The organism is Massilia mucilaginosa, assembly GCF_011682145.1.
GTDB classification, from domain to species: domain Bacteria; phylum Pseudomonadota; class Gammaproteobacteria; order Burkholderiales; family Burkholderiaceae_D; genus Telluria_A; species Telluria_A mucilaginosa.
The window spans coordinates 113,987-136,573 of the sequence record NZ_WHJH01000014.1 but is presented as its reverse complement, the minus strand read 5'-3'; the positions used below and the strand labels follow the sequence as shown (position 1 = coordinate 136,573).

19 protein-coding genes, 1 tRNA gene and 1 pseudogene are annotated in these 22,587 nt (G+C 64.1%); 6 read left to right on the top strand and 15 right to left on the bottom strand.

What is annotated here, in order from left to right; genetic code table 11:
- Positions 1-128 precede the first annotated feature (128 nt).
- A pseudogene (locus tag F2P45_RS14365) lies at positions 129-473 on the bottom strand (phage/plasmid replication protein, II/X family); the annotation flags it as partial.
- Between the two features lie 999 nt (positions 474-1,472).
- Between F2P45_RS14365 and F2P45_RS14360 the strand changes: the two are divergent.
- Positions 1,473-1,946 carry a hypothetical protein gene (locus F2P45_RS14360; RefSeq protein ID WP_166876051.1) on the top strand — a complete coding sequence of 158 codons (474 nt, stop codon included), beginning with the start codon at positions 1,473-1,475 and terminating at the stop codon, positions 1,944-1,946.
- 165 nt (positions 1,947-2,111) lie between these two features.
- On the opposite strand, the gene F2P45_RS14355 is transcribed toward F2P45_RS14360, so the two are convergent.
- Positions 2,112-2,187, bottom strand: a tRNA-Arg gene (locus F2P45_RS14355).
- A gap of 196 nt (positions 2,188-2,383) precedes the next feature.
- Between F2P45_RS14355 and F2P45_RS14350 the strand changes: the two genes are divergently transcribed.
- On the top strand, positions 2,384-3,253 hold the full coding sequence (locus tag F2P45_RS14350; RefSeq protein WP_166876048.1) for a c-type cytochrome: 870 nt from the start codon (positions 2,384-2,386) through the stop codon (positions 3,251-3,253).
- Between the two features lie 115 nt (positions 3,254-3,368).
- Here the strand turns inward: F2P45_RS14350 and F2P45_RS14345 are convergent, their stop codons facing one another.
- Both F2P45_RS14345 and F2P45_RS14340 read right to left on the bottom strand, forming a co-directional pair.
- Complete coding sequence (locus tag F2P45_RS14345) at positions 3,369-5,411, bottom strand: M13 family metallopeptidase (RefSeq protein WP_166876046.1); 2,043 nt, start codon at positions 5,409-5,411, stop codon at positions 3,369-3,371.
- Between the two features lie 60 nt (positions 5,412-5,471).
- A complete protein-coding gene (locus F2P45_RS14340) occupies positions 5,472-7,709 on the bottom strand; it encodes a TonB-dependent receptor plug domain-containing protein (RefSeq protein WP_166876043.1) in 2,238 nt (745 codons plus the stop codon).
- Between the two features lie 237 nt (positions 7,710-7,946).
- On the opposite strand from F2P45_RS14340, the gene F2P45_RS14335 reads away from it, so the two are divergent.
- Positions 7,947-9,398: a S41 family peptidase gene (locus tag F2P45_RS14335; RefSeq protein WP_166876040.1), complete on the top strand. Its 1,452-nt coding sequence runs from the start codon at positions 7,947-7,949 to the stop codon at positions 9,396-9,398.
- Here F2P45_RS14335 and F2P45_RS14330 read toward each other — a convergent pair.
- From F2P45_RS14330 to F2P45_RS14315, 4 genes are read right to left on the bottom strand one after another with little or no spacing between them, the layout of a single operon-like run.
- Positions 9,388-9,711 carry a DUF3325 family protein gene (locus F2P45_RS14330; protein WP_166876037.1) on the bottom strand — a complete coding sequence of 108 codons (324 nt, stop codon included), beginning with the start codon at positions 9,709-9,711 and terminating at the stop codon, positions 9,388-9,390. The genes F2P45_RS14335 and F2P45_RS14330 overlap by 11 nt on opposite strands.
- On the bottom strand, positions 9,704-11,227 hold the full coding sequence (locus tag F2P45_RS14325) for a PepSY-associated TM helix domain-containing protein (protein ID WP_166876034.1): 1,524 nt from the start codon (positions 11,225-11,227) through the stop codon (positions 9,704-9,706). Before F2P45_RS14325 ends, F2P45_RS14330 begins: the two co-directional genes overlap by 8 nt.
- A gap of 8 nt (positions 11,228-11,235) precedes the next feature.
- On the bottom strand, positions 11,236-11,523 hold the full coding sequence (locus F2P45_RS14320) for a hypothetical protein (protein WP_166876031.1): 288 nt from the start codon (positions 11,521-11,523) through the stop codon (positions 11,236-11,238).
- A gap of 1 nt (position 11,524) precedes the next feature.
- Positions 11,525-13,672, bottom strand: a complete 2,148-nt coding sequence (locus F2P45_RS14315) for a TonB-dependent receptor (protein WP_370663251.1) — start codon at positions 13,670-13,672, stop codon at positions 11,525-11,527.
- 328 nt (positions 13,673-14,000) lie between these two features.
- Between F2P45_RS14315 and F2P45_RS14310 the strand changes: the two genes are divergently transcribed.
- Positions 14,001-15,122: a beta-ketoacyl-ACP synthase III gene (locus F2P45_RS14310; protein ID WP_166876028.1), complete on the top strand. Its 1,122-nt coding sequence runs from the start codon at positions 14,001-14,003 to the stop codon at positions 15,120-15,122.
- Between the two features lie 144 nt (positions 15,123-15,266).
- On the opposite strand, the gene F2P45_RS14305 is transcribed toward F2P45_RS14310, so the two are convergent.
- A complete protein-coding gene (locus F2P45_RS14305; RefSeq protein WP_166876025.1) occupies positions 15,267-17,306 on the bottom strand; it encodes an NADPH-dependent 2,4-dienoyl-CoA reductase in 2,040 nt (679 codons plus the stop codon).
- 267 nt (positions 17,307-17,573) lie between these two features.
- Between F2P45_RS14305 and F2P45_RS14300 the strand changes: the two genes are divergently transcribed.
- Positions 17,574-18,044 carry an SRPBCC family protein gene (locus tag F2P45_RS14300; RefSeq protein WP_229505084.1) on the top strand — a complete coding sequence of 157 codons (471 nt, stop codon included), beginning with the start codon at positions 17,574-17,576 and terminating at the stop codon, positions 18,042-18,044.
- 9 nt (positions 18,045-18,053) lie between these two features.
- On the opposite strand, the gene F2P45_RS14295 is transcribed toward F2P45_RS14300, so the two are convergent.
- The 5 genes from F2P45_RS14295 to F2P45_RS14275 form a co-directional block, all read right to left on the bottom strand.
- Positions 18,054-18,509 (bottom strand): hypothetical protein, encoded by a 456-nt coding sequence (locus F2P45_RS14295; RefSeq protein ID WP_166876019.1) that lies wholly within the window; start codon positions 18,507-18,509, stop codon positions 18,054-18,056.
- A gap of 16 nt (positions 18,510-18,525) precedes the next feature.
- Positions 18,526-18,984 carry a DUF2721 domain-containing protein gene (locus F2P45_RS14290; protein ID WP_166876016.1) on the bottom strand — a complete coding sequence of 153 codons (459 nt, stop codon included), beginning with the start codon at positions 18,982-18,984 and terminating at the stop codon, positions 18,526-18,528.
- A gap of 64 nt (positions 18,985-19,048) precedes the next feature.
- A complete protein-coding gene (gene pip, locus F2P45_RS14285) occupies positions 19,049-20,005 on the bottom strand; it encodes a prolyl aminopeptidase (protein WP_166876013.1) in 957 nt (318 codons plus the stop codon).
- Between the two features lie 71 nt (positions 20,006-20,076).
- Positions 20,077-20,613 carry a hypothetical protein gene (locus F2P45_RS14280; protein WP_166876010.1) on the bottom strand — a complete coding sequence of 179 codons (537 nt, stop codon included), beginning with the start codon at positions 20,611-20,613 and terminating at the stop codon, positions 20,077-20,079.
- On the bottom strand, positions 20,594-21,586 hold the full coding sequence (locus tag F2P45_RS14275; protein WP_166876007.1) for a DUF1993 family protein: 993 nt from the start codon (positions 21,584-21,586) through the stop codon (positions 20,594-20,596). Before F2P45_RS14275 ends, F2P45_RS14280 begins: the two co-directional genes overlap by 20 nt.
- On the opposite strand from F2P45_RS14275, the gene F2P45_RS14270 reads away from it, so the two are divergent.
- Positions 21,570-21,710 (top strand): hypothetical protein, encoded by a 141-nt coding sequence (locus F2P45_RS14270; RefSeq protein WP_166876004.1) that lies wholly within the window; start codon positions 21,570-21,572, stop codon positions 21,708-21,710. The two genes, F2P45_RS14275 and F2P45_RS14270, sit on opposite strands and share 17 nt — an antisense overlap.
- A gap of 56 nt (positions 21,711-21,766) precedes the next feature.
- Here the strand turns inward: F2P45_RS14270 and phbB are convergent, their stop codons facing one another.
- Positions 21,767-22,507, bottom strand: a complete 741-nt coding sequence (phbB, locus tag F2P45_RS14265) for an acetoacetyl-CoA reductase (protein ID WP_166876002.1) — start codon at positions 22,505-22,507, stop codon at positions 21,767-21,769.
- Positions 22,508-22,587 lie beyond the last annotated feature (80 nt).

Sequence of the window (22,587 nt, the reverse complement as noted above, 5' to 3'; positions counted from 1 at the left end):
CAGAACTGCCGCAGCGCCAGGCCGGTGCCGACATTGCCGATCTGTTGCCGTTCAACTTTACTGCTGTTTAACAGCCGCTTGCCCGTCGATTAGGGCAACGTCAAGGTGCGGTAGAAATCGCGCTTACCTTCAACCAACGCAACGAAGTCGCGGCACACTTGCCTAAAGTCAGTCGGCCCCCCATACACGTTGTGTCCACAAAATATCTTGTGTACGGAAGCCTCGATCTCCAAAAACGGCTCGCACTTCTCTTTTACTGGACGACCGTTTTTGTCGATGACGTAATGCTCGTCCTTGGGAATTACAGAGATCCTTGAGTCCCATGATCCCAACAGCTCACCGGCAAACAGGACGTACTTCTCTTCCCCAGTCGCCATTTCCACTCCAGAGCGTCGCAGGGACATGCTCTTGGCTTGCTCGATCACAGCCGGACTCAATGCCGGGGATCGCAATTTGACGGTGTCGTAAGCCATTAGGCGGAATCACCCAAGGACTTAGCGGACCCGCACAGTGGAATCCCTAAATCGGGACTGTCAGGCGGTGCTACCACGCCCGCCTGACAAAAATCAACGTCAACGGACACTGCCAAACCCCGGCCAACTGGAGCCTCAAACACGGCTGTCCTCGCTTCTCTGCGGGCAGGCGTGTTTGAGGCCCCAGCGGCGCGACGGCGAGCGGCAGCAGCCCGGACATCCTTGTTGTCGAGTGCCCTCAAAACAGCGGAGATGTCAGCAACGGGAACGCGCTGACGATTTGGGTAGAAAATGTGGATTCGAAAAGAGCTGCCTGGGAGACGACGCGTCCACTCAATCTTCGCTTCTGTTGCAGCAAGGACGCATACCAACAAATCCGCGGCGCATCCCTGCACAAGAACCCCTGCGGCACAAACAAGCTTGTACGTGATCACGGCAGCAACGCGTTTTGAAGAATTGGACAGCGGAAAGGTAAGCACAGGGGCCGAATCTCGAACCCAAGTCGGCCGCTGCAATGAGCCGTTGTCCACTAGCTTGCGCTTGTGTAGCGGCACAATTTTCACCAGCCCCATCACGCAACCTTACGCGGACGACCGCGTTTTTTCGGGACGTCAGGAACAGGCACAACTGGCCGCTGGACTGATGGTGCGACCTGAACAAAACTCGCGATCCAAGCGGATACATCTTCACGCCGCCAGAGCAGCCGCTTGCTACCAGGTAGCCGACACACTGGAGGTAGCGCGTCGATATTTCGAGAAGCATCGCTGCGAACGCTCGCTGGCGACTTATGTATGAGATGCGCTAATTGCTCTACGGACAACAGAGCATCGTCACCCAACCGCTCGAAATGTTCAATCATGTGTATATCAATCAAAATCGTATGTAATGCACACTCAACAAGCAAACATTATCACTAACATTGTGCACGGTCAACGAAATAGTGAGACATTCATACTGTTTGAGTACAATTCACCCATACGATCATGAAAAGGACAAAAAATGGATGAGGCGCCTAGAAGAATCGCGGATCGACTTCGATCGCTGATTGATGCACGCACAGATAAACGGGGGAAATTTGCTCAGCTTGAAGAGCTGACATTGATTCCAGCTGAGAACTGGAAGAGCTTCTACTACAACCGCCAACGGCCAAACCCGGACATGATTGAAGCGTTAGCAATCGCGTGGCCAGAATGCGCGTTCTGGCTTGCAACTGGCATTGAAGACGAGCTACACGGTCACCTTGACCCCACGCGGGAGCACGACTCCATCTATGCCAGGGACAAGGCAAATCCATACTTTGAGAAAAAGCTGGAATTGCTACGTTTCAAAAATCACAAGTTTGACGGCGAGCACGAGGCGTGGGTAAAGCAGATTGAGAAGTTTGAAGCTCAACTGGGCGTGCTGGCACAGATTAGGTCAGAACAAGAAACAACGCTCGAAAAATTTGACCGTGACTCCCCTATAGCGTTCTGAATTACAACAGGAAGGAAACCCCGCTGTGCCATCTGTTTTGGGGGAACGGAAACACTGCACGACAGTGGCACAAATTTGGCACAGTGAGTGTGCCAAATAACGCAACACAATGCATCACAATGCATCACATCGCACAACATAACTCATTGAATTTACTGAAAAAACTGGTGCGGCTGGCGGGGATCGAACCCACGACCCTTGGCTTCGGAGGCCAATACTCTATCCACTGAGCTACAGCCGCGCTGAGGAAAATCGAACGTGAAGCGAAGGATACCGTTTTTTCTCATCCCGCGTCCATGGAAAGTGTCGCGTTACGGGGAATTTGCGTTCCATAAGAGGTGCTTTGAGTCTATAATCGCGGGTTTGGCGAGTATTTGCAAGATCAACATGCGAACACGACCGGCCGGCAGCTTTTTGAATATTGTACTAAGGACATCATGAGCGACGCACACAACGAACACGAATCCGCGATCCGGACACCCAAGCAGCTCGCCGCTGCGGTTGCCGGTTTCTTCCTGGTCACTGTCATCGGCATCATTCTGCTCGTGACGTTCGTGACGACGACGAAAACCACTGGTGCCGGCACCGAGAGCCAGAAAGCCGAAGCGGTCGCCGCGCGCCTGCGTCCGCTGGCCGACGAAGGCTTCACGCTCAAGGATGCCAACGCACCGAAGGTGTTCCTCGCTGGCGACGCCGTGTACACGGCTAACTGCGCAGCCTGCCACACCGCTGGCGCCGCTGGTGCACCGAAGATGGGCGATGCCGGCGCATGGGGTGCCCGTATTGCCCAAGGCTACGATACCCTGGTCAAGCACGCGATCGAAGGTATCCGCGCAATGCCTGCCCGCGGCGGCAATCCTGATCTGGATGATGTCGAAGTAGCGCGCGCAGTCGTGCACATGGCCAACCAGAGCGGCGCCAAGTTCAAGGAACCAGCTGTTCCCGCACCAGCAGCGGCCAAACCGGATGCAGCGCCGGCGCCAGCCGAAGCAGCCGCACCGGCACCTGTTGCAGCCCCAGCGGCAGCAGCACCGGCCGAAGCGCCGAAGCTGGCCGCCGATGCAGGCAAGACCGTCTACAACAGCGCATGTATCGCTTGTCACGGCGCCGGTATCGCCGGTGCACCGAAGGTTGGCGACAAGGCCGCCTGGACCGCACGCATCGCCCAGGGCGCACCCGTGCTGTACGAACACGCAATCAAGGGCTACACCGGCAAGGCTGGCATGATGCCGCCAAAAGGTGGTTCGTCGGCATCGGATGATGAAGTCAAGGCAGCGGTCGATTTCATGGTTGCCGCAGTCAAGTAAGCGTCCTGCACCCAGCAGAAACCGTCCGTCCAGGGCGGTTTTTTTTCGTCCGCGGATCCGCAGGGAGGGCGTAAAAAGGGCCACTCGCGTGGCCCTTGTCGTCTATCTCAGTTGATTACCAGATCGTGACCCGGTCTTTCGGCGCCAGGTACATCTTGTCGCCTTCCTTCACGCCGAAGGCTTCATAGAAGGCCGGCTGGTTCATCATGGTGCCGTTGGCGCGGAACTGGCCCGGCGAGTGCGGATCGGTCTTGACCTGCACGATCTGCTGGGCTTCGCGCATCTTCATGCGCCATACCTGCCCGAAGCCCATGAAGAAACGCTGGTCGCCCGTCAGGCCGTCGATTACCGGCGCTGGTTTGCCGCCCAGCGACAGCTTGTAGGCCTTGTACGCGATCGCCACGCCCGAGTTGTCGCCGATGTTCTCGCCCAGGGTCAGCTCGCCATTGACGTTGTAGCCCTTGAGCGGGCTGTACGCGCTGTACTGCTTGACCAGCATGTCGGCCTTGGCCTGGAACTTGGCGCGGTCTTCCTTGGTCCACCATTCGCGCAGGTTGCCGTCGCCGTCGGACTGGCTGCCCTTGTCGTCGAAGCCGTGGCTGATCTCGTGGCCGATCACGGCGCCGATGGCGCCGTAGTTGACCGCGTCGTCGGCGCGCATATCGAAGAACGGCGGCTGCAGGATGGACGCCGGGAACACGATTTCATTCATCGTCGAGCTGTAGTAAGCGTTCACTGTCTGCGGCGTCATGCCCCACTCTTCGCGGTCGATCGGTTTGCCCAGCTTGTTGATGCTGCGGTTGTAGGCAAACTGGCGCGCGCGCATCATGTTGCCGACCAGGTCATCCTGCTTGACCGTCAGCGCCGAGTAGTCGCGCCATTTGCTCGGGTAACCGATCTTCGGGCGGAACTTGGCCAGCTTGGCCTGGGCTTCCTTCCTGGTTTCCGGACCCATCCAGTCGAGCGTGTCGATGCTCTGCTTGTAGGCCACCAGCAGGTTTTGCACCAGCTCTTCCATGCGCGCCTTGCGCTCGGCCGGGAAATGCTTGCTCACGTATTCCTTGCCGACCGCTTCGCCCAGCACCGTGTTGACGGTGGCGACGCCGGTTTTCCAGCGCGGCTCGTTTTCCGGCACGCCCTTGAGCACGGTTTCAAAGAAGGCGAAATCGGCGTCGACGAACTCTTTCGACAGGTATTCGGAATAGCTGCTCAGCAGATGCCATTCGAAATACGATTTCCAGGTCGCCAGGTCGGTCTTTTCCAGCACCTGGTTGAAGCCGGCGAGGTAGCTCGGCTGGCCGACGATCACGTAGTCGACCTTGCCCGCCACGTTGGCCGCGCCCAGCGCGTTCTTCCAGTCGTAGCCCGGGGTCAGTTCGCCCAGCTTGGCGATCTCGACCTTGTTGTAGCGCTTGACCGGGTCGCGCAGGTCGACCTTGCTCCACTGCACTTCGGCCAGCGCGGTTTCCAGCGCCAGAATGCCCTTGGCGGCGCCGGCAGCATCTTTATGGCCGGCCATGCCCAGGGTTTTCTCGATGTGGCGCTCGTACTTGGCGCGCACGTCGGACAGCTTGGCGTCGTCTTTTTTCAGGTAGTAATCGCGGTCCGGCAAGCCCAGGCCGCTCTGGCTGATGTAGGTGGCGTAGCGCGTCGATGCGCGGCTGTCCTGGCCCACGTAGATGCCGTACGGCGCGCTCACGCCGATTTGCGACAGGTGCGCGATCAGGGCCGGGATGGCTTTCTTTTCACGCAATGCGCGGATGCGCTGCAATTCGCCGGCCAGCGGCTTGTAGCCGAGCTTTTCCAGCTTGGCTTCGTTCATGTAGCTGGTGTACAGGTCGCCGATTTTCTGGGCTTCGCTGCCGGCTTTCTTGTTCTTTTCGGCCTGCGACGCTTCGATCAGGGTGCGCAGCTGCGGCAAGGTATCGTCGCGCAACTGGGCGAAGGTGCCCCAGCTCGACTTGTCGGCCGGGATGTCGGTCTTTTTCAGCCACACGCCGTTCAGGTAATTGAAGAAATCGTCCTGCGGGCGCACGCTGCTGTCGATGTATTGCACATCGATGCCCGAAATCGGGCCGACGGGTTTTACCGGTTCGGCGGCGTGGGCAAAAGCGGCCGCCAGGCTCAGGGTCAGGGTGCTCAGGAGATAACGTTTCACGGGTGGGTGTCCTTATGGGGCAGGTAAAAGAGGGAGAGGGCTTGTGGCCGCAGCCGAATACTATAACTTCATTTCAAGGCGCACGGTCCAGCTGGTGTACGTGCGGCTGGCCGAGTCCGACAATTGCGCGATGCCGCCCTTGGTCACGGTGCGACCAAGCAGGTAGTCGTCGTTCATCAGATTGTTGGCCGAGATGCGCAATTGGGTAGCGGGGCTGAACTTCCACAAGCCGTAGATGTCGAACTGTCGTTTGACGCCCGTGGTGGCCACTTCGTCGGCGCTGGTGCGCACCAGGATCGCCGGGGTCCAGTTGACGCTGCCGCCGAGCGTCATCGGCACATCTTTCAGGCGCCAGTCGAGGCCGGCGTTGGCGGTCTGTCTGGCTTGCTGGTCGAGCCGGTTGTCGGGCCCGCGAATGCCATCCACGCTCGACCAGAAGCGGCTGTAGTTCGAGCGCAGGTCGATGTTGGGGGCGCCCGTCACCAGGTCGGCCAGCTGGAACTTCGCTTCCAGTTCGATGCCGCTGGTGCGCGCGCTGCCGATGTTAGACGGGCTCGACAGCCAGCGCGGGCCGTCCGGGGTGTCGCGCAGGGTCAGTTCGCGCCGCATCAGGTTGTCGATCTTGCGGATAAAACCGCTGGCGCTGACAATGCCGCCCTTGCCGAGGTAATGCTCGTAGGCCAGGTCGATGCCCTGCGCCAGTTCCGGTTTCAGGTTCGGGTTGCCGGTGCGGTCGGGACGGGTCGCGCTGTTGAGTTGCGAGTAGGTCGGCACGGCGATCAGGTCGTTCAGCTGGGGTGCGCGGTAGCTCTGCGTCAGGCTGGCGCGGATCTGGTCCTTTTCAAAGCCGGGGATGCGCCAGACGCTGTGCAGCACCGGGCTCCACACGCTGCTGTTGTTGCGCACGTCGCGCCCCTGGTTGGTGGCGCTGGTGCGCATGCCTTCCCAGCGCAGGCCCACGTAAGCCGACCATTGCGGGGTGATGTCCCACTCGTCCTGCACGTAGCCGGCCACGCGGCGCGTATCGGCCGTCATGCTCAATCCCGATTCGGCGAACTGGGCGCGGCCGTTGACCAGCGCCACCGTGCTCTGCTCGCGGTGGCCGCCTTCGATGTCCCAGCCGGCCGCCAGCAGGTGGCCCTTGGCCAGCGGCGTGCTGTACTTGCCGCCGCTGTTGAGGCTGCGGTTGCGCGACGTGTCGACATCGTTGAAGTAATCTTTCAGCAAGCCATTGTCGGCGTACTGCTTGCGCAGCGAGGTGCTTTCGCTGCGGCCGGCGCCGAAGCCGAACTTGACGTCGAGCTTGGCGCCGGCCTCCATCCGGTGCAGCCAGTTGCCGAAGCCGCGCAGCATCGTCATCGACGAGCTGGAGTCGGCCAGCGCCAGCGCGTACTCGCGTTGCGGCGGACCGATGCGCTGGGTCAGCAGGCTGTCGCTGTTGCCTTCGCTGCGGTTGTGCATCAAGAACGGCTGGACATTGAGCGTGTCGCCATTGTCGAATTTATACGACAGGCGCGGCGTCAGGTGCAGCGAGCGCGCACTGCGGCTGCTGTGGGCGTCGACTTGCTGGTCTTTCAGCAAGAGACCGGCCGGATCGGCGTCCTGGTAGGTGGTGGCGCTCTCGTCGGCCTGGCGGCTGGTGCCGGCCGAACCGCTCATCAGCCAGGTCAGCGCGCCCGCCTTGCCGGGCATGGTGAGCGACACGGTCGGGCCATGGCGGCCGTCCTCGATACTGTCGGACAACTTGATCTGCATATCTTTCTGCTGATAACCCTCGCGCAGGACCACGTTGATGGTGCCGGCGATGGCCTGGGTACTGTGCTCGGCCACCGGGCCGCGCATGACTTCGATGCGTTCGACCTGGTCGGGCGAGAGCGATTCGAGCGAAAACCCGGCTGGCGGACGCTCGCCGTTGACCAGCATCTGCGTGTAGCCGTTGCCCAGGCCGCGCATGCGCACCCCGCCGCCGCCGCGTCCCGGCGGGCCGCCCATGGTCACGCCGGGCAAGCGCTTGAGGATTTCGCCGACGCTGCTGTCGCCGTTGCGGTCGAGTTCCTCGCGCCCGAACACCATCTTGGCGGCGGTGGAGAGGCGGCGCGACTCGGTATCGTCGGCGCGGCTGCCGTTGATGGTGACCGCCGTCACGCCCGGGGCGGGCCTGGCCGGGGCCGGCGGCTTGCCTGTGACGCCAGGCGCGGTTGGCGCATCGGCGGGCACGGCGGGCGTCTGCTGCGCATGGACGGAACAGGCGCTACTGGCGATCAGGGCGGCGCAGGCGAAGGGAATCAGTTTGCTCATCGAGGATTGAATGGTGGATCAGGCTGGCTGGACGGCAACTGCTGGGCGCGTCATGGGGCTCGCGATGACCGCATTCTAGCCCCTGCCTCCCGGAGCGCACCGCCGGCCCCGGTTTTTTTACTTTTCGATACACAACCCCGCCGGTGCCAGCCCTGACACCGGGGTTGGGGGTTATACTGGATCAGTGCCAACTCATCAGGTGAGATGGCGCCTTTTCCTTGCATCGTAGGTGACATCATGGGCTCTACCCTCAAAAATTCCGGGCTGGTCAGCCTGGGCGCCATCGCCGGCGTGGCTATTTCCATGCAGTTTTCGGCACTCGCGCAAAAGCCGGTCGAGCAAGGCATGCCGCTCGAGGAGTTGCGCCAGCTGTCCGAGGCCTACGATCTGATCAAAACCGATTATGTCGAACCCGTTGCCGACAAAAAACTGCTGACCGAGGCCATTGCGGGCATGGTGGCGTCGCTCGATCCCCATTCGGCTTACCTCGACAAGAAAGCCTACCGCGACCTGCGCGAAGGCACCCAGGGCAAGTTTGTCGGCCTGGGTATCGAAATCGCCCAGAGCGAAGAAGGCTACATCAAGATCGTGGCCCCGATCGAGGATTCGCCGGCCTGGCGCGCCGGCATCAAGGCAGGCGACCTGATCACGCGCATTAACAACGAGGCGATCCAGAACCTGGGCATCGACGAGGCCATCAAGAAGATGCGCGGCGAGCCGATGACCAAGGTCACCTTGACCCTGCAACGCAAGGATGTGGCGCTGCCGCTGGTGATGACGATCATGCGCCAGGAAATCATCCAGAAAAGCGTCAAGGCCAGGATGGTCGAGCCGGGCTACGCCTGGTTGCGCATTTCGCAATTCCAGGAGCCGACCGTGGACGACATGGCGGCCCGCCTCGCCGCGCTGTATCAGCAGGATCCGGGCATCAAGGGCCTGGTGCTGGACCTGCGCAACGATCCGGGCGGCCTGCTGCAGGGCGCGATCGGCGTCTCCGCCGCGTTTTTGCCCAAGGGCGCCGAAATCGTCTCGACCCGCGGCCAGCTGGCCAACTCGCGCCAGAGCTACCTGGGCAAACCCGAGTTCTACACCTTGCAGGGCGACGGCGACGTGCTGGCCCGATTGCCGGCCGCGCTCAAGACGGTGCCGATGGTGGTGCTGGTCAACACCGGCTCGGCCTCGGCCTCCGAAATCGTGGCCGGCGCGCTGCAGGACTACAAGCGCGCAATCATCCTGGGCAGCCGCACCTTCGGCAAGGGCTCGGTGCAGACCATCAAGCCGCTCGGCAGCGACACCGCCGTCAAGCTGACCACGGCGCGCTACTACACCCCGGCCGGGCGCTCGATCCAGGCGCGCGGCATCATTCCCGACTTCCTGGTGGACGAAAACGCCGACGGCGACGGGATGAACGGCTTTCGCATGCGCGAGGCCGACCTGGAAAAACACCTCTCGAACGACCGCGACAAGGAAAGCGCGGCCATGACGCGCGAGCAGATCGAGGCCCAGCGCCGCCTGCTGGCGGCCGAGCGCAAACGCAAACCGCTCGAATACGGCAGCGCCGACGACTTCCAGCTGGCCCAGGCCATCAATCACCTGAAAGGCTTGCCGGTGCGGCTGGCCAAGCCGGCCAAGGGCGACGAGCCCGCGCTGGTGCAGGCGCCGCCGGCCCCCGCCAAACTCAAAAAATAGCGGCGAGGCCGCGCAGCCAGTGCGGCTTCCACGCCAGCGTGAATGCCACCGAGATGGCGCCGGCGCCCAGCAGCAGCAGCGCCAGCAAGGTGCCGAATCCGGCGCCATGGACGGCGATGCACAGCGCGCAGCCGAGCGCCAGCCCGGCCCCTGCGCACAGGCGCCAGCGGCGCAGAGAAAGTGGCAACGGCGGCGGCGGCCCATCGGCTTGTCCCGTCACGGCCGTCCAATGCGCCTCCTGCATCAGCGCCAGCACGCCGAACGAGAGCCAGATCGCGGCAAACGCCGCCACGCTCATGACGCCATCAGCCATTGTTGCGCCCTGCGCTGCGGCGCGCCGCCATCACCGCGACGACGGCTGCGGCCAGCAGCACCGCATCCATGCCCGCCACGGCGTACAGCCCCGTGCCCAGCGCGCGCAGCGGATGGTCGCCAGTACCGCTCCAGTTCAACAGCACCGCCAGCAGCGCCAGCGCGGCGATGGCCCATGCCTGCTCGCTCCACGCTTTGGCCGGGCGCAGCCAGGCATGCGCGAAGGCGGCCAGCCAGGCCAGCCAGAAGGCCCACATCTCCAGCTGCGCGCGCGCCACGCCGGCCAGGGCCGCGTCCAGCGGCAGCACGCGGTTGGCGATCAGGAACGCCAGCGTCGCCAGCATGATCCCGCTGACGCTGCCGATGGCCAGCCCTTGCACCACGCGCACTCCGGCCAGTCCCTTTTTCGCATGGCTGGCGCGCCGCCCTTCGATCCAGAACAGGAAGCCGGTGGCGATCAGCACGCAGCCGCACAGGCCCGCCGCAAAGTACAGCCAGCGCAGGGTCCAGTGGTCGAAGCGGATGAAGTGGATGCCCGACATGAAGCGCTGCACCGTCATCACCGGCTTGGCCTCGAAGCGGTGCAGCAGCGCGCCGCTGGCCGCGTCGAAATAGATCTGGTCCAGGTTCATGGTGATCTCGCCGGCGTAGGAGCGGCGCAGCTCCACATAGCTGTTGGCGTCGCCCGGATGGAACACGCGCACGAAGTACGGCCGCCCGCCGCGCCACTCGGCTTCGGCGCGCGCCTGCATGGTGTCGAGCGAGCCCAGTGTGCCGGGCGCGTTGGCCTTGGCGCGCTTGAAGCGGCCGTAGGCGTCGGCGCTGAATGCGGCCTTGGCCTTTTCGCCGCTGCCGTACACCGCCTGGTGCGCCGCCGGAAAATAGATGGTGATGAAGATGATCAGCCCTGACAGGGTAATCATGAAGTGAAACGGCAGCGCCAGCACGCCGGTCAGGTTGTGCAGGTCGAGCGCGCTGCGCTGCAGGCGCTTGCGCGGGCGGAAGGTGAAGAACTGCGCGAAGATCTTTTTGTGGATCACCACGCCCGACACCAGCAACACCAGCATGCTCATTGCGGCCACGCCCACCAGCCATTTGCCCAGGTCCATCCACTTCAGGTGCAGGCTGTAATGGAAGGGGAAGATGAAGCCCGAACCGGCCTCGGTGCCCTGCTCCGGAATGAAGGCATGGGTGGTCGGATCGAGCAGGCGGCTGGTGGCCTGACCCTTGCCGTCGCGGTGCGACAAGGTCAGCACCGGTTCGCGCGCGCTCGGCAGGTCGACCCGCCACTGGGCGGCGCCGGCCGGCACCTGCGGCGCGACCGCCGTGGCGATGCGGTCCAGCGAGAGCGGCTGCGCGGCGCTCGCCAGGCGCGTCTGCGGCATCATCCAGCGGTCGATCTCGAGGTCGAACACGCTCAGGGTGCCCATCCAGAAAATCGCGAACAGCAGGCTGCCGATGCTCACCCCAGCCCAGGTGTGCAGCCAGGCCATCGACTTGGTAAAAGTGCGTTCCATGCGCGCTCCTAGGCCAGCAGGTACAGGACGGCGCCCATGGCCGCCATGGCCAGCGCCAGAACGACCCACAGGCGCGCCACGCTATGCACGCTGAACGCCCACAGCAGCAGCGCCAGGTACACGATAAAGCCCGTCATGGCGGCCAGCGCCACCGCTTCGGAACGCGCCAGCCCCGAGCGTGCCAGCAGCGCGGCCGCCGTGGTCACCGCCAGCGCGGTGACGGCATAGCCGCCGAACACCGCGCCGGTGATGCGCAAGCCCGTACGCAGGCCGCTGGACGCCTTGGCCGCGCTCATGTCAGAAGTTCAGCGCGTAGCCGAGCGTGAGTACTCTTCCGCGTCCGGCAAAATAGCGCTTCGGCTCGACCAGCGCGCTTTGCGAGTAGTAGGTGATGTAATCGCGGTCCAGCAGGTTGGCAACCGCCAGCCGCACTTCGCCCTTGGGCAGCTTGTAGTTGAGGGTGGCGTCGACCAGGGTGTAGCCGCTGAACTCCTTGGCCGGATCGTCGAACTCCTGGTGGAACGCGTGCTGCGCCTGGACGAACGATGTGAGCTTGCCGCCCCAAGTGGCCGACCAGGTGGCGATCAGCCGGTTCGGAGCCACGTTCAGGCCATCGAGGCGCGCGTCCAGCGCGCCGTTTTCGTCGCTGTCGTAACGGCCCTTGGTGTAGGCATAGGCCAGCTTGGCGCGGTGCGCGGCCGAGATGCGGTAGCCGGCCGCGGCTTCCACGCCTTCGATACGGGTCTTCTCGCGCGCCATCATGAAAGCGCCGTTAACGGGAATGACGCGCGTGCCGAAGTCGGAATCCGAACGGAAGATGCTGGCGTCGATATCCCAGTCGCCCTTGCGGATGCGGGTGCCCAGTTCCACGCTCTTGGTCAGAATCGGTTGCAGGTCCCGCATGTCGGCCACGTTCTGGCCGGGCGTATTGATCGAGCGCAGCACGCGGCCGATGTCGGGCATGCCAAAGCCTTCGGAGTAGCTGGTGAACACGCTGACCTCCTGCACCGGCTTGTACACCAGGCCCGCGTTGAGCAGGGTCTCGTTGAATTTGAGCTTGCCGCCTTCGACCGCCACCCGCTTGTACTGCGCCAGGGTGCGGTAGCTGTCGATGTTCAGGTCCGCCTTTTCCCTGCGTACGCCGGCGTGCAGGGTGAGCTGGTCGAGCAGCTTGTATTCGCCCTGGACGAACAGCGACAGGTTGCGGTAATCCGATTCCGGCACATAGGTGCGCCCGGTGCCGTACAGGTCTTGCTTGCCCGTGTCGAACAGGGTGTCGAAGCCGCCCGTGAGCTTCATGCGCCCGCCCAGCAGGTCGGATTTGCCGAGACTGACCTTGCTGCCGTACTTGGACGCCACGGAGCGCGACTGGTCGTACAGGGTGCCGACCGGGGCGATCAGCGCATCCTGGAAGGTGGCCGAATTATCGGCCCCGAACAGGCCCTCGAACTCCTGGTTGAACACCATCGCCGACAGTTCCATGCCCGCCAGGTCGGCGTGGCTGTAGGCCAGGCTGGAGGTCCAGACATCGTTCCACGGCGCCGTGCCGGGCGGCTTGCCCTCGACCGAGACGCTCGGCAGGCCAGTCTTGCGGTCGCCCGCCAGCACCAGGTAATTGGCTTCGGACTTGATGCGAAAGCGGTTCACCGACAGTTGTACGCGCTGCTTGTCGTCGATCCAGTAACCGAGTTTGGCCAGCATGTCGTAAGTGCGCGAGTCCATCAGGTCGCCCTGGGTATTGTCGGTGCCGACGGCGCGGCCCTTACCGTCGCGGTACAGGCCCTGGTCTTCGTAACCGGCCGAGAACAGGTACTCCAGTTTGTCGCCGCGGCCGGAAACGCGCCAGGTGGTCTTGTAGCTCGTCACGTCGCTGCCAAGGCCTGATGTCGGCGTGCTGGCCTGGACATCGACGTGCTGGTTGAAGGAGCCCTTTTCCGGACGCCGGGTGATGATGTTGATGGTGCCGCCGGTCGCGCCCAGGCCATTGACGGCGTTGGCGCCCTGGATCACTTCGATCCGGTCGACCATCGCATAGTCGATGGTGTGGGCTTCGCGCCCGGTCGGGCGCATCGGGTTCGATTGCGGCACGCCGTCGACCAGGATCAGCGGCGCGCGGCCGCGCAGGGTCTCGCCGGAACCGTTCATCTTGCCGCGGCTGGGCGTGTAGGACGGCAGCACGCTGCTCAGGAGGTCGGACGAATTGCTGGAAATGGCCATCTGGCGCTCGATCTCTTCCTTGCGGATGATGACCACCGTCTGCGGCGCCTTGTCCGCCTCGATGTTCGAGCGCGAGGCCGATACCACCACCGCCTGCATGGCCGGGTCGCCTGTCAGCGCGTCGTCCGGCTGCGCCTGCGCCATCGGTGCCGCCAGGGCGGCGAGCGCCAGCATCACGGCGGCAGAAAGGGGGCGGCGTTGCGGCGGCAGGGAGATCGGTGATGTCACGGGCGGTTCCTTTACGGTGGAGGCATGCAGCCATGCGCGCTGCATGGGGAAGATCCACACCTGCCCGGCGGGGCTGGCAATGTCGTCAAGGGAAAGTCCGCGGAGAGCGCTGGCGAGGCTGCACAAACGACGGTCCGGCGCGTTGAAACGGGGCCGCTGGACCAGTCTATTGAGAATGATTTTCATTATCAAGTACGAAATCGGCATTGTCAACCTGCAATAATACGTACTGACAGCACCCGCTTTTCTCGCCACCACGAATGTCATTGTGTAGAATCGTCGGCACGTGCCGGGTCATGCCCGGCTTACCCTATTTGAAAGCTCCACCATGAAACAAGTCGTCATCAGCGGCACGGGCCTGTTTACGCCGCCCCATTCGATCTCCAATGAAGAGCTGGTTGTCGCCTTCAACGCCTACGCCGAACTGTACAACGCCGAGCACGCCGATGCGATCGCGGCGGGCGAGCTGACGGCCATCGAAGGCTCGAGCGCGGCCTTTATCGAAAAAGCCTCGGGCATCAAATCGCGCTATGTGATGGAAAAGGCCGGCATTCTCGATCCGGCGCGCATGACGGCGCGCATTCCCGAACGCGCCGACGAAGAGATCTCGCTGCAGGCCGAGATCTGCGTGGCGGCGGCGCGGCAGGCGCTGGACCGGGCCGGACGCACGGCGGCCGACATCGACATGGTGCTGGTCGCCTGCAGCAACATGCAGCGCGCCTATCCGGCCATGGCGGTCGAGGTGCAGGAAGCGCTGGGCATCGACGGCTTCGGCTTCGACATGAACGTGGCCTGTTCCTCGGCCACCTTCGGCATCCAGACGGCGATGGCGGCGGTGCAAAGCGGGCAGGCGCGCGCGGTGCTGGTGCTCAATCCCGAAATCACCAGCGGCCATTTGAACTTCCGCGACCGCGACAGCCACTTCATTTTCGGCGACGCCTGCACCGCGATCGTGATCGAAGCGGCCGACACGGCGACCAGCCATCACCAGTTCGAGATCCTGGAGTCGAAGCTCAAGACCAAATTCTCGAACAACATCCGCAACAACTTCGGCTTCATGAACCGTTTCGACGAAACGGGCGTGGGCAAGCCGGACAAGCTGTTCCACCAGCAGGGCCGCAAGGTATTCAAGGAAGTGTGTCCGATGGCGGCCGAGATGATCCGCGAGACGGTGATCAACGCGGGGCTGGAAGTGGCGCAGGTGTCGCGCTACTGGCTGCACCAGGCGAACCTGAACATGAACCTGCTGATCACCCGCATGCTGCTCGGGCGCGATGCGGAACCGCAGGAAGCGCCGGTCATTCTGGACACGTACGCCAATACCTCGTCGGCCGGTTCGATCATCGCCTTCCACAAGTACCAGGACGATATGCCGAGCGGCTCGCACGGCGTGATTTGCTCGTTCGGCGCGGGGTACTCGATCGGCTGCGTGGTGGTGCGCAAGAAGTAAGCGCAAGATCGACTGTGCCGGTGCGGCATGGCTCCGGCTTGGTCGATCAGAACAGCACCCGGTGTCAGGTCTGACATTCGGACACGACCTCAGCTTTAACTCCCCCCGGTGTCAGGTCTGACACCGGGTGGGGGTGAAATTTTTTTACAGGCTCACCGCCAGTTCCGCACCTTCCTTGATGGCCCGCTTGGCATCGAGCTCGGCCGCCAGCGCCGCGCCGCCGATCTTGTGGAATACCGGGCCGCCACTGGCCGCCGCGCCTTCCTCCGGCATCAGCTCGGTCAAGCTGTCCTGCCCAGCGCAGATGATCACGTTATCGACCGCGATCAGGCGCTCTTCCCCGCCCACCGTGATATGCAGCCCGTGGTCGTCGATCTTGTTGTACGTGACCCCGGCCAGCATCACCACGCCATTCCTGCTCAGGGTCGCGCGGTGCACCCAGCCGGATGTCTTGCCCAGCCCCGCCCCCAGCTTGGATGCCTTGCGCTGCATCAGGAACAGCTGGCGCACCGGTTCCGCGGCGTGCGGCGCCACCAGCCCGCCGCTGGTGGTCGCTTCCAGGTCGACGCCCCACTCGCCAGCCCAATCGGCCACCGGCAGCGGCAGCGGGTGCGCGGGGTTGTGCAGCAAATACTCGCCCACGTCAAAGCCAATCCCGCCCGCGCCGATGATCGCCACGCGCTTGCCCACCGGCGCCTTGTTCTGTAACACGTCGATGTACGACAGCACCTTGGGATGCTTGATTCCTTCGATCGGCGGCATGCGCACCTTGATCCCGGTGGCGACGATCACGTTGTCGAAACCACCAGCGAGCAGCGCTTCGCGCGTGACCCGCTCACCGAGGCGCACGGTCACGCCGGTCAGCTCCAGCTTGCGCGAGAAATAGCGGATCGTCTCGGCGAATTCTTCCTTGCCCGGGATTTGCATGGCGATCTTGAATTGCCCGCCGACCGTGTCGCTCGAGTCGAACAGGGTCACCGCGTGCCCGCATTCGGCCGCCACGGTCGCCGCAGACAGCCCCGCCGGACCGGCGCCCACCACCGCCACCTTGCGTGCGCGCCGCGTAGGCGCGTACACCAGCTCCGTCTCGTGGCAGGCGCGCGGGTTCACCAGGCAGCTGGCGCGCTTGTTCGAGAAGGTGTGGTCGAGACAGGCCTGGTTGCAGCCGATGCAGGTGTTGATGTCGTCGGCCCGTCCGGCCGCCGCCTTGGCCACGAAGTCGGGGTCGGCCAGGAACGGGCGCGCCATCGAGATCATGTCGGCGTCGCCGCGTGCGATGATGTCGTTCGCTTCGAACGGCATGTTGATGCGGTTCGAGGCCACCACCGGAATTTTCACTTCGCGCCGCAGGCGCCCGGCCACGCTGGCAAAGGCCGCGCGCGGCACCGATGTGACAATGGTCGGCACGCGCGCCTCGTGCCAGCCGTAGCCGGTGTTGAGGATGGTGACCCCGGCGCCTTCCAGCGCGTGCGCCACCTTGACCACGTCGTCCCAGGTGTTGCCGCCTTCGACCAGGTCGAGCAGCGAGTGGCGGTACATGATGATGAAGTCCGTACCCACCGCCAGGCGGATGCGCTTGATGATTTCGATGGGCAGCCGCATGCGGTTCTCGATGCTGCCGCCCCAGCGGTCCTGGCGCAGGTTGGTGCGCGCGCACAGAAACTGGTTGAGCAGGTAGCCTTCGCTGCCCATCACTTCGATGCCGTCGTAGCCGGCGCGCTTGGCCAGCTTGGCGCAGCGCGCGTAGTCGCGGATGGTCGCTTCGATCCCGCTTTCGGTCAGCGCGCGCGGCTTGAACGGCGAAATCGGCGACTTCACGTTCGACGCCGAGACGACCAGCGGCTGGTAGCCGTAGCGCCCCGAGTGCAAAATCTGCATCAGGATCTTGCCGCCTTCCTCGTGCACCGCTTTGGTGACGCGCCGGTGGTTGATCACGTCGCCCGCGAAATTGAGGGTGCCGCCGAACGGCAGCAGCCAGCCCTGGCGGTTGGGCGAGATGCCGCCGGTGACGATCAGCCCCACGCCGCCCTTTGCGCGCTCGCGGTAGAAGGCGGCCAGCTTGCCGTAGTTGAAGAAGCGGTCTTCCAGCCCGGTGTGCATCGAGCCCATGATGACGCGGTTGCGCAGGGTCGTAAAGCCGAGGTCCAGGGGCGCGAGCAGGTGGGGATAGGCTTGGTTTGTCATGGTCGGTTGGGTTCAGGCGTAAAGACGGAGCGTCGGCACTGCATGGCGAGACGACATTACAACCTACTTCTGTAGATGCCGGGTTCTAATCTTTGCCGGCAGGTCGCGGGCCATGCCGCGCACGCTTGAGCGCGCTCCTTGTCAGGCCCGCCGCTTTCCCGTAGGCTGGGTCTCATGTTTCCCCGAATCCTATTTTGTTGCCTTCTCGCCTGTTCCGAGCCCGTCCTGGCCCAATCCAGGCTGGAGGTATCGGTCAAGCGTGTCGATATGGCCGACCAGCATGTGTTCGAGGTCTCGTCCAGCGGCGAAGTGAAGGCGTCGCCGGCGGCGGTATGGAAGGTGCTGACCAATTACGACCGCATGTCCGAGTTCGTACCGGACCTGAAGACGTCCAAGGTCCTTTCGCGCACCGGCAACAAGGCCATCATCGAGCAGTTCGGGGTGGCCAGCTTCCTGTTCATCCGGCGCGACATCCACCTGATCGTGCAGGCCAGCGAGGAGCCGATGACGACCATCGACATCAGCCTGGTCACGGGCGACATGCGCGTCTACCAGTGCCGCTGGGAGCTGGTCCCGGTGCCCGAGACGGGCGGCACGCGCATCGTCTACAGCGGCAAGCTGGTACCGAAGTTCTACGTGCCCGGCATGCTGGGCGCGAACATCATCCGCTCCGACATCGAGCGCATGATGAAAGCGGTGCTGGCGCGGCTCGAACGGGGCGACAGTCCCGGTAACTAAGACGGGCCGCTAGGCCTGGTAGCTGTGCGGCTCGCGCAGTTCGGCGAAGCTTTCGATGCTGCCGATTTTGACCGTCACGGGATTCAAGCTCATTTGCGGCGCCATGGCGCGCCAGGCGAACTGCCATTCGCGTTCTTCCGCTTCGGCGCTGCTCTTGGTGAAGGCCGCGCCCAGGGCCGCGCGCACGCCGTATTCGACGGCGCCGTCGATCCCGGCCCAACTTGGCAAGGTGCGCTGCACGGCGCGGTGCAGGCGCTCGCCGAATTCCTCGGTATTGTGGATCACCAGGCAGCAGTCGGCCGGCGAGAACACCTCGAACAGGGCTTTGTCCCAGGCCTGCGAAAACGACAGGGTCAGGCAGTTGTTGACCGGGACCAGGCGAAACTGCCCCAGGGCCAGCGCGGCTTCGAGTTCGGCGCGCGGCGCGTAGCGGTACAGGGTCGGGGGACGTTGATAATCGTGCATAAGAAAACTCAATCTGTTAGTGTGGATTCGGCTGGGACCCGGGCGGACGCACGTGGCGGCGCGAGCGCAGCGTCTTGGACGCGACAAAAATTTCGACCAGCAGGTACACGAAGCTGCCGATCAGGCACAGCATCGCGATCACGAACAGGCCGGCGATGTACTGGTCCAGCGGGACGTTGGTGGTATCGCCCAGGAACAGCAGCGCAATGACCAGGCAGACCAGCAGGCCGCAGGCGGTACTCAGTGCGATGGCGTAGTTAATCAGGTGCCAGCGCCGGTACAGCACATCCAGTTCATCCATGTAGGCGTCCTGGTAGGCGATGTCGAGGCGGTCTTCCAGCACGCGCGAGCGGTCGATGATGCGCGCCAGGCGGTTGGTCAGCACCATCAGGTTGGTGCACACGCCGGTGAGCAGGAACACCGGCGCAATGGCCAGCTGGATGACGTGGCCGATATCGGTGAGCTGGAGGTTCATAGGGCGCTGGTATCGTGGTTATGCATGCACAGCCGCTAGTGTAGCAGGGCCACCCCTGCCGTCGCTAATCGAAGCGCCCGCTGCGCTTGAACTGCTCGGTGGCGCCCACCAGCGCCTTGGCGATGCCCGCTTCCAGCGCGCCATGGCCGGCGTCGGCCACCATGCGCAGGCGCGAACCCGGCCAGGCCTGGTGCAGGCGGTGGGCCGACAGCGGCGGGCAAATCACGTCGTAGCGGCCCTGCACGATCACGCACGGCAGGTGCGCGATGCGGCCGACTTCCTGCACCAGCTGGTCCTCGCGCAAAAAGCCGCCATTGGCCATGTAGTGCGATTCGAGCCGGCCCACGCCCAGGTCGAGCGTGTCGGACGCGCTGTCTTCGGGCTGCGGCAGCAGGAACACGCGCCGTCCTTCGAAGCGGCTCCAGGCGCGCGCCGCCGGCCAGTACACGGCCGGGTCGTCGCACAGCATGCGCGCGGTGTAGGCCTTGAGCAGGTCGGCCCGCTCGGCTTCGGGTATCGGGGCCACGAATTCGTCGTACAGCTCCGGGTAGAACCAGCGCACGCCGTGCAGGAACCAGTCCACTTCGGCGGTGGTGCACAGGAAAATCCCGCGCAGGATGAAGCCGAGGCAGCGCTCGGGGTGCGCTTCGCCGTAGGCCAGCGCCAGGGTCGAGCCCCACGAGCCGCCGAACACCAGCCACTTGTCCACGCCGAACTGCGCGCGCAGGGTCTCGATATCGCCGATCAGGAGGTCGGTGGTGTTGTCGCGCCATTCGCCCAGCGGAGTCGATTTGCCGGCGCCGCGCTGGTCGAACAGGATGATGCGGTACTGCTGCGGGTCGAAAAAGCGCCGGTGCTGGGGCGACAGGCCCGCGCCCGGCCCACCGTGCAGGAACAGCACGGGGATGCCTTTGGGGTTGCCCACTTCCTCCCAGTAGATCGTATGGAGCGCATCGACTTGCAGCATGCCGTGCCGGGTCGGCTGGATCGGCGGGAACAGGCAGGTCGGGATGGCGGGCATGGGAGTCCTCTTGTGGTTGACAGTCGATTGTAGCGCAATGGCGCGCCGCTGCAATCGCGGCGGTGGGCGCCCTATCCCGCGCGCACGGCCAGCCGCTGCACCGCGGCCAGGGCGGCTTTCAGGTCGCCGCCCGCGTGCCGCTTCCACAGGACGGCGGCGGCGGACCATTTGCGCGCGCCGCTCAGGGCGGCGATTTGCGCGCGCACGCCGGCGTCGAGCATGGCGTATTGACGCTGTTCGGGCGAACGCGGCTCGCCCGCGCGCCCGCTCGGGTCGCGCGCCATCAGGCAGGAATGCAGCTCGGACAGCGGCTGCGGCGCGGCGCCGGCCAGGCTCGCTGCCAGGCGCACCTCGCACGCGTCATCCGGCGCCAGGTGCTCGTCCGGCCAGTCGATCAGCTGCGCCACGTTGTAGATGGTGTCGACCTGGGCCTCGCGGATAACGTCCACCAGATCGTGCGGGTCGACGCCGGCGGCGAGCAAGCGCGCCACCGCGCCGCCGTGGCGCGGCAAAGCGTCGGGCGCGGCTTCGTCGATGACGGTGCTCCACAGCCCGCGCAGCAGCAGTTCGTGCAGCAGCGCCGCCGCCTCAGGCGCCGGTGTAGACATGAAACCCGTCGAAATCGGCCTTGCCGATCGCAACGCCGTTGTGGCGCAGGAGGGCGTAGGCGGCGCTCAGGTGGAAAAAGAAGTTCGGCAGCGCGTACTGCAGCAGGAAGGGCTGGCCGGCCAGGGTGACCAGCGCTTCGCCGGCGCGGTCGCTGATCATGCGGCTGGTGGCGCCGTCGAACTGCGCGGGCGTGAGCGCGTCCAGGAAACCGAGCACGAAGTCGATGCGCTGGCGCAGGCCGTCGTACGTGGCCGGGAACTTGCCGCTGTCGCGCTGCACGCTGGCGGGAAAGGCGCCGCTGTCCGACAAGGCGCTGCCGGCCAGCGGGGCGCAGGCGCGCACAACGAAATTGGCCGCCACCTCGGCCTGCACGGCCAGGGTCAGCATGCCGGGCGCCAGGCGCGCTTCGAGCAGCGCGGCGCCTTGCGGATGCGCTTCGGCCAGCACCAGCATGGCGCGCAGCTTGCCCAGGTAGCGCCGGAACACCGGCACGCTGGCCTCGTACAGATTGTCGGCCGACGGCGGCACCTCGCGCGCCCGCTGCAGCGAATACTGGACTTCGATATCGTCTTTCATCTTGCCGCGCTCCCAGCCCTGCGATTCATAAAAGATGTCGGCACGCGTGTCGGCGCTGGTCGAGAGCACGATCTGCGTGTGACCCTGTTCGAACAGGTCGTCGACCGCCAGCGCCAGCAGGCGCTTGCCGATGCCCTGCCCTTCGCGCGCCGGGTCGATGAACAGCGCCCAGATCGAGCCTTGTTCGCGGTCGGCGCTGGCAAAGCCGGCGATGACACCGTCGTCCTCGCACACCCAGCTGCAGCCCAGGCGCCCCAGATAGTCGCGGTACATGGCGGTGGTGATGCGGCCCGGGTCGCGCAGGCGGTTTTCGGTGACGGCCAGGCGGATGGCCGACATGGCGGCGATGTCGGCTTCGGTCGCGAGCCTGAAGGTGAGCGTGGACGTGGTATTCAAGTCGGTGGTGTTCCTGTGGTCGGTCATCGGCGATCAGTTGCTTGAGGCGCAGTTGCTTGAGGCGCTGCGCAGAGTGCTTGAGAACGACGCGCGTGAGCGCAAGGTCATCAAGCATCCCTGGTGAAAAAAAGCACCGCCCGCAGGCAGTGCTTTTCGGTTCCTGCCACTGGTGTGCGGCGGTCAGGACATGTGCTGCCCGCCGTTAATGGCGATGTTGGCGCCGGTAACGAAAGCGGCTTCGTCCGACGACAGGTAGGCGACCAGGCCGGCGACTTCTTCCGGCTTGCCCAGGCGCGCCATCGGAATTTGCGGGATGATCTTGGTGTCGAGCACTTCTTTCGGGATTTCCATGACCATCTTGGTGCCGATGTAGCCTGGCGAAATGGTGTTGACGGTCACGCCCTTGCGCGCCACTTCCAGCGCCAGCGCCTTGGTGAAGCCGTGCATGCCGGCCTTGGCGGCCGAATAGTTGGTCTGGCCGAAGGCGCCCTTCTGCCCGTTCACCGACGAAATATTGATGATGCGGCCCCAGCCGCGCTCGACCATGCCATCGCACACCGGCTTGGTCATGTTGAAAACGGAGTCGAGGTTGGTCGCCATGACGGCGTCCCAGTTCGGCTTGTCCATTTTCTTGAACGTCATGTCGCGCGTGATGCCGGCGTTGTTGACCAGCACGTCGATCAGGCCGACTTCGTCGGCGATCTTGGCCACGCACGCCTGCGCCGAATCGTAGTCGGCCACGTCGCACTCATACGCCTTGAAGTCGTAACCCATGTCCTTGGTGGTCGCCAGCCATTCGTCGACCTTCTTGTTGCCAGGGGAATACGTGGTGACGACCCGATACCCGAGAGCGGCCAGTTTGAAACAGACCGCCTCGCCCAAACCGCCCATACCGCCGGTCACTAATGCAACTCTAGCCATGTTGTCTTCTCCTGTTTTTATACACCAACTCCAACCAAATCGCGGGGGCGGGATTGGAACCGCCCGTGCTCCGCTCGAGC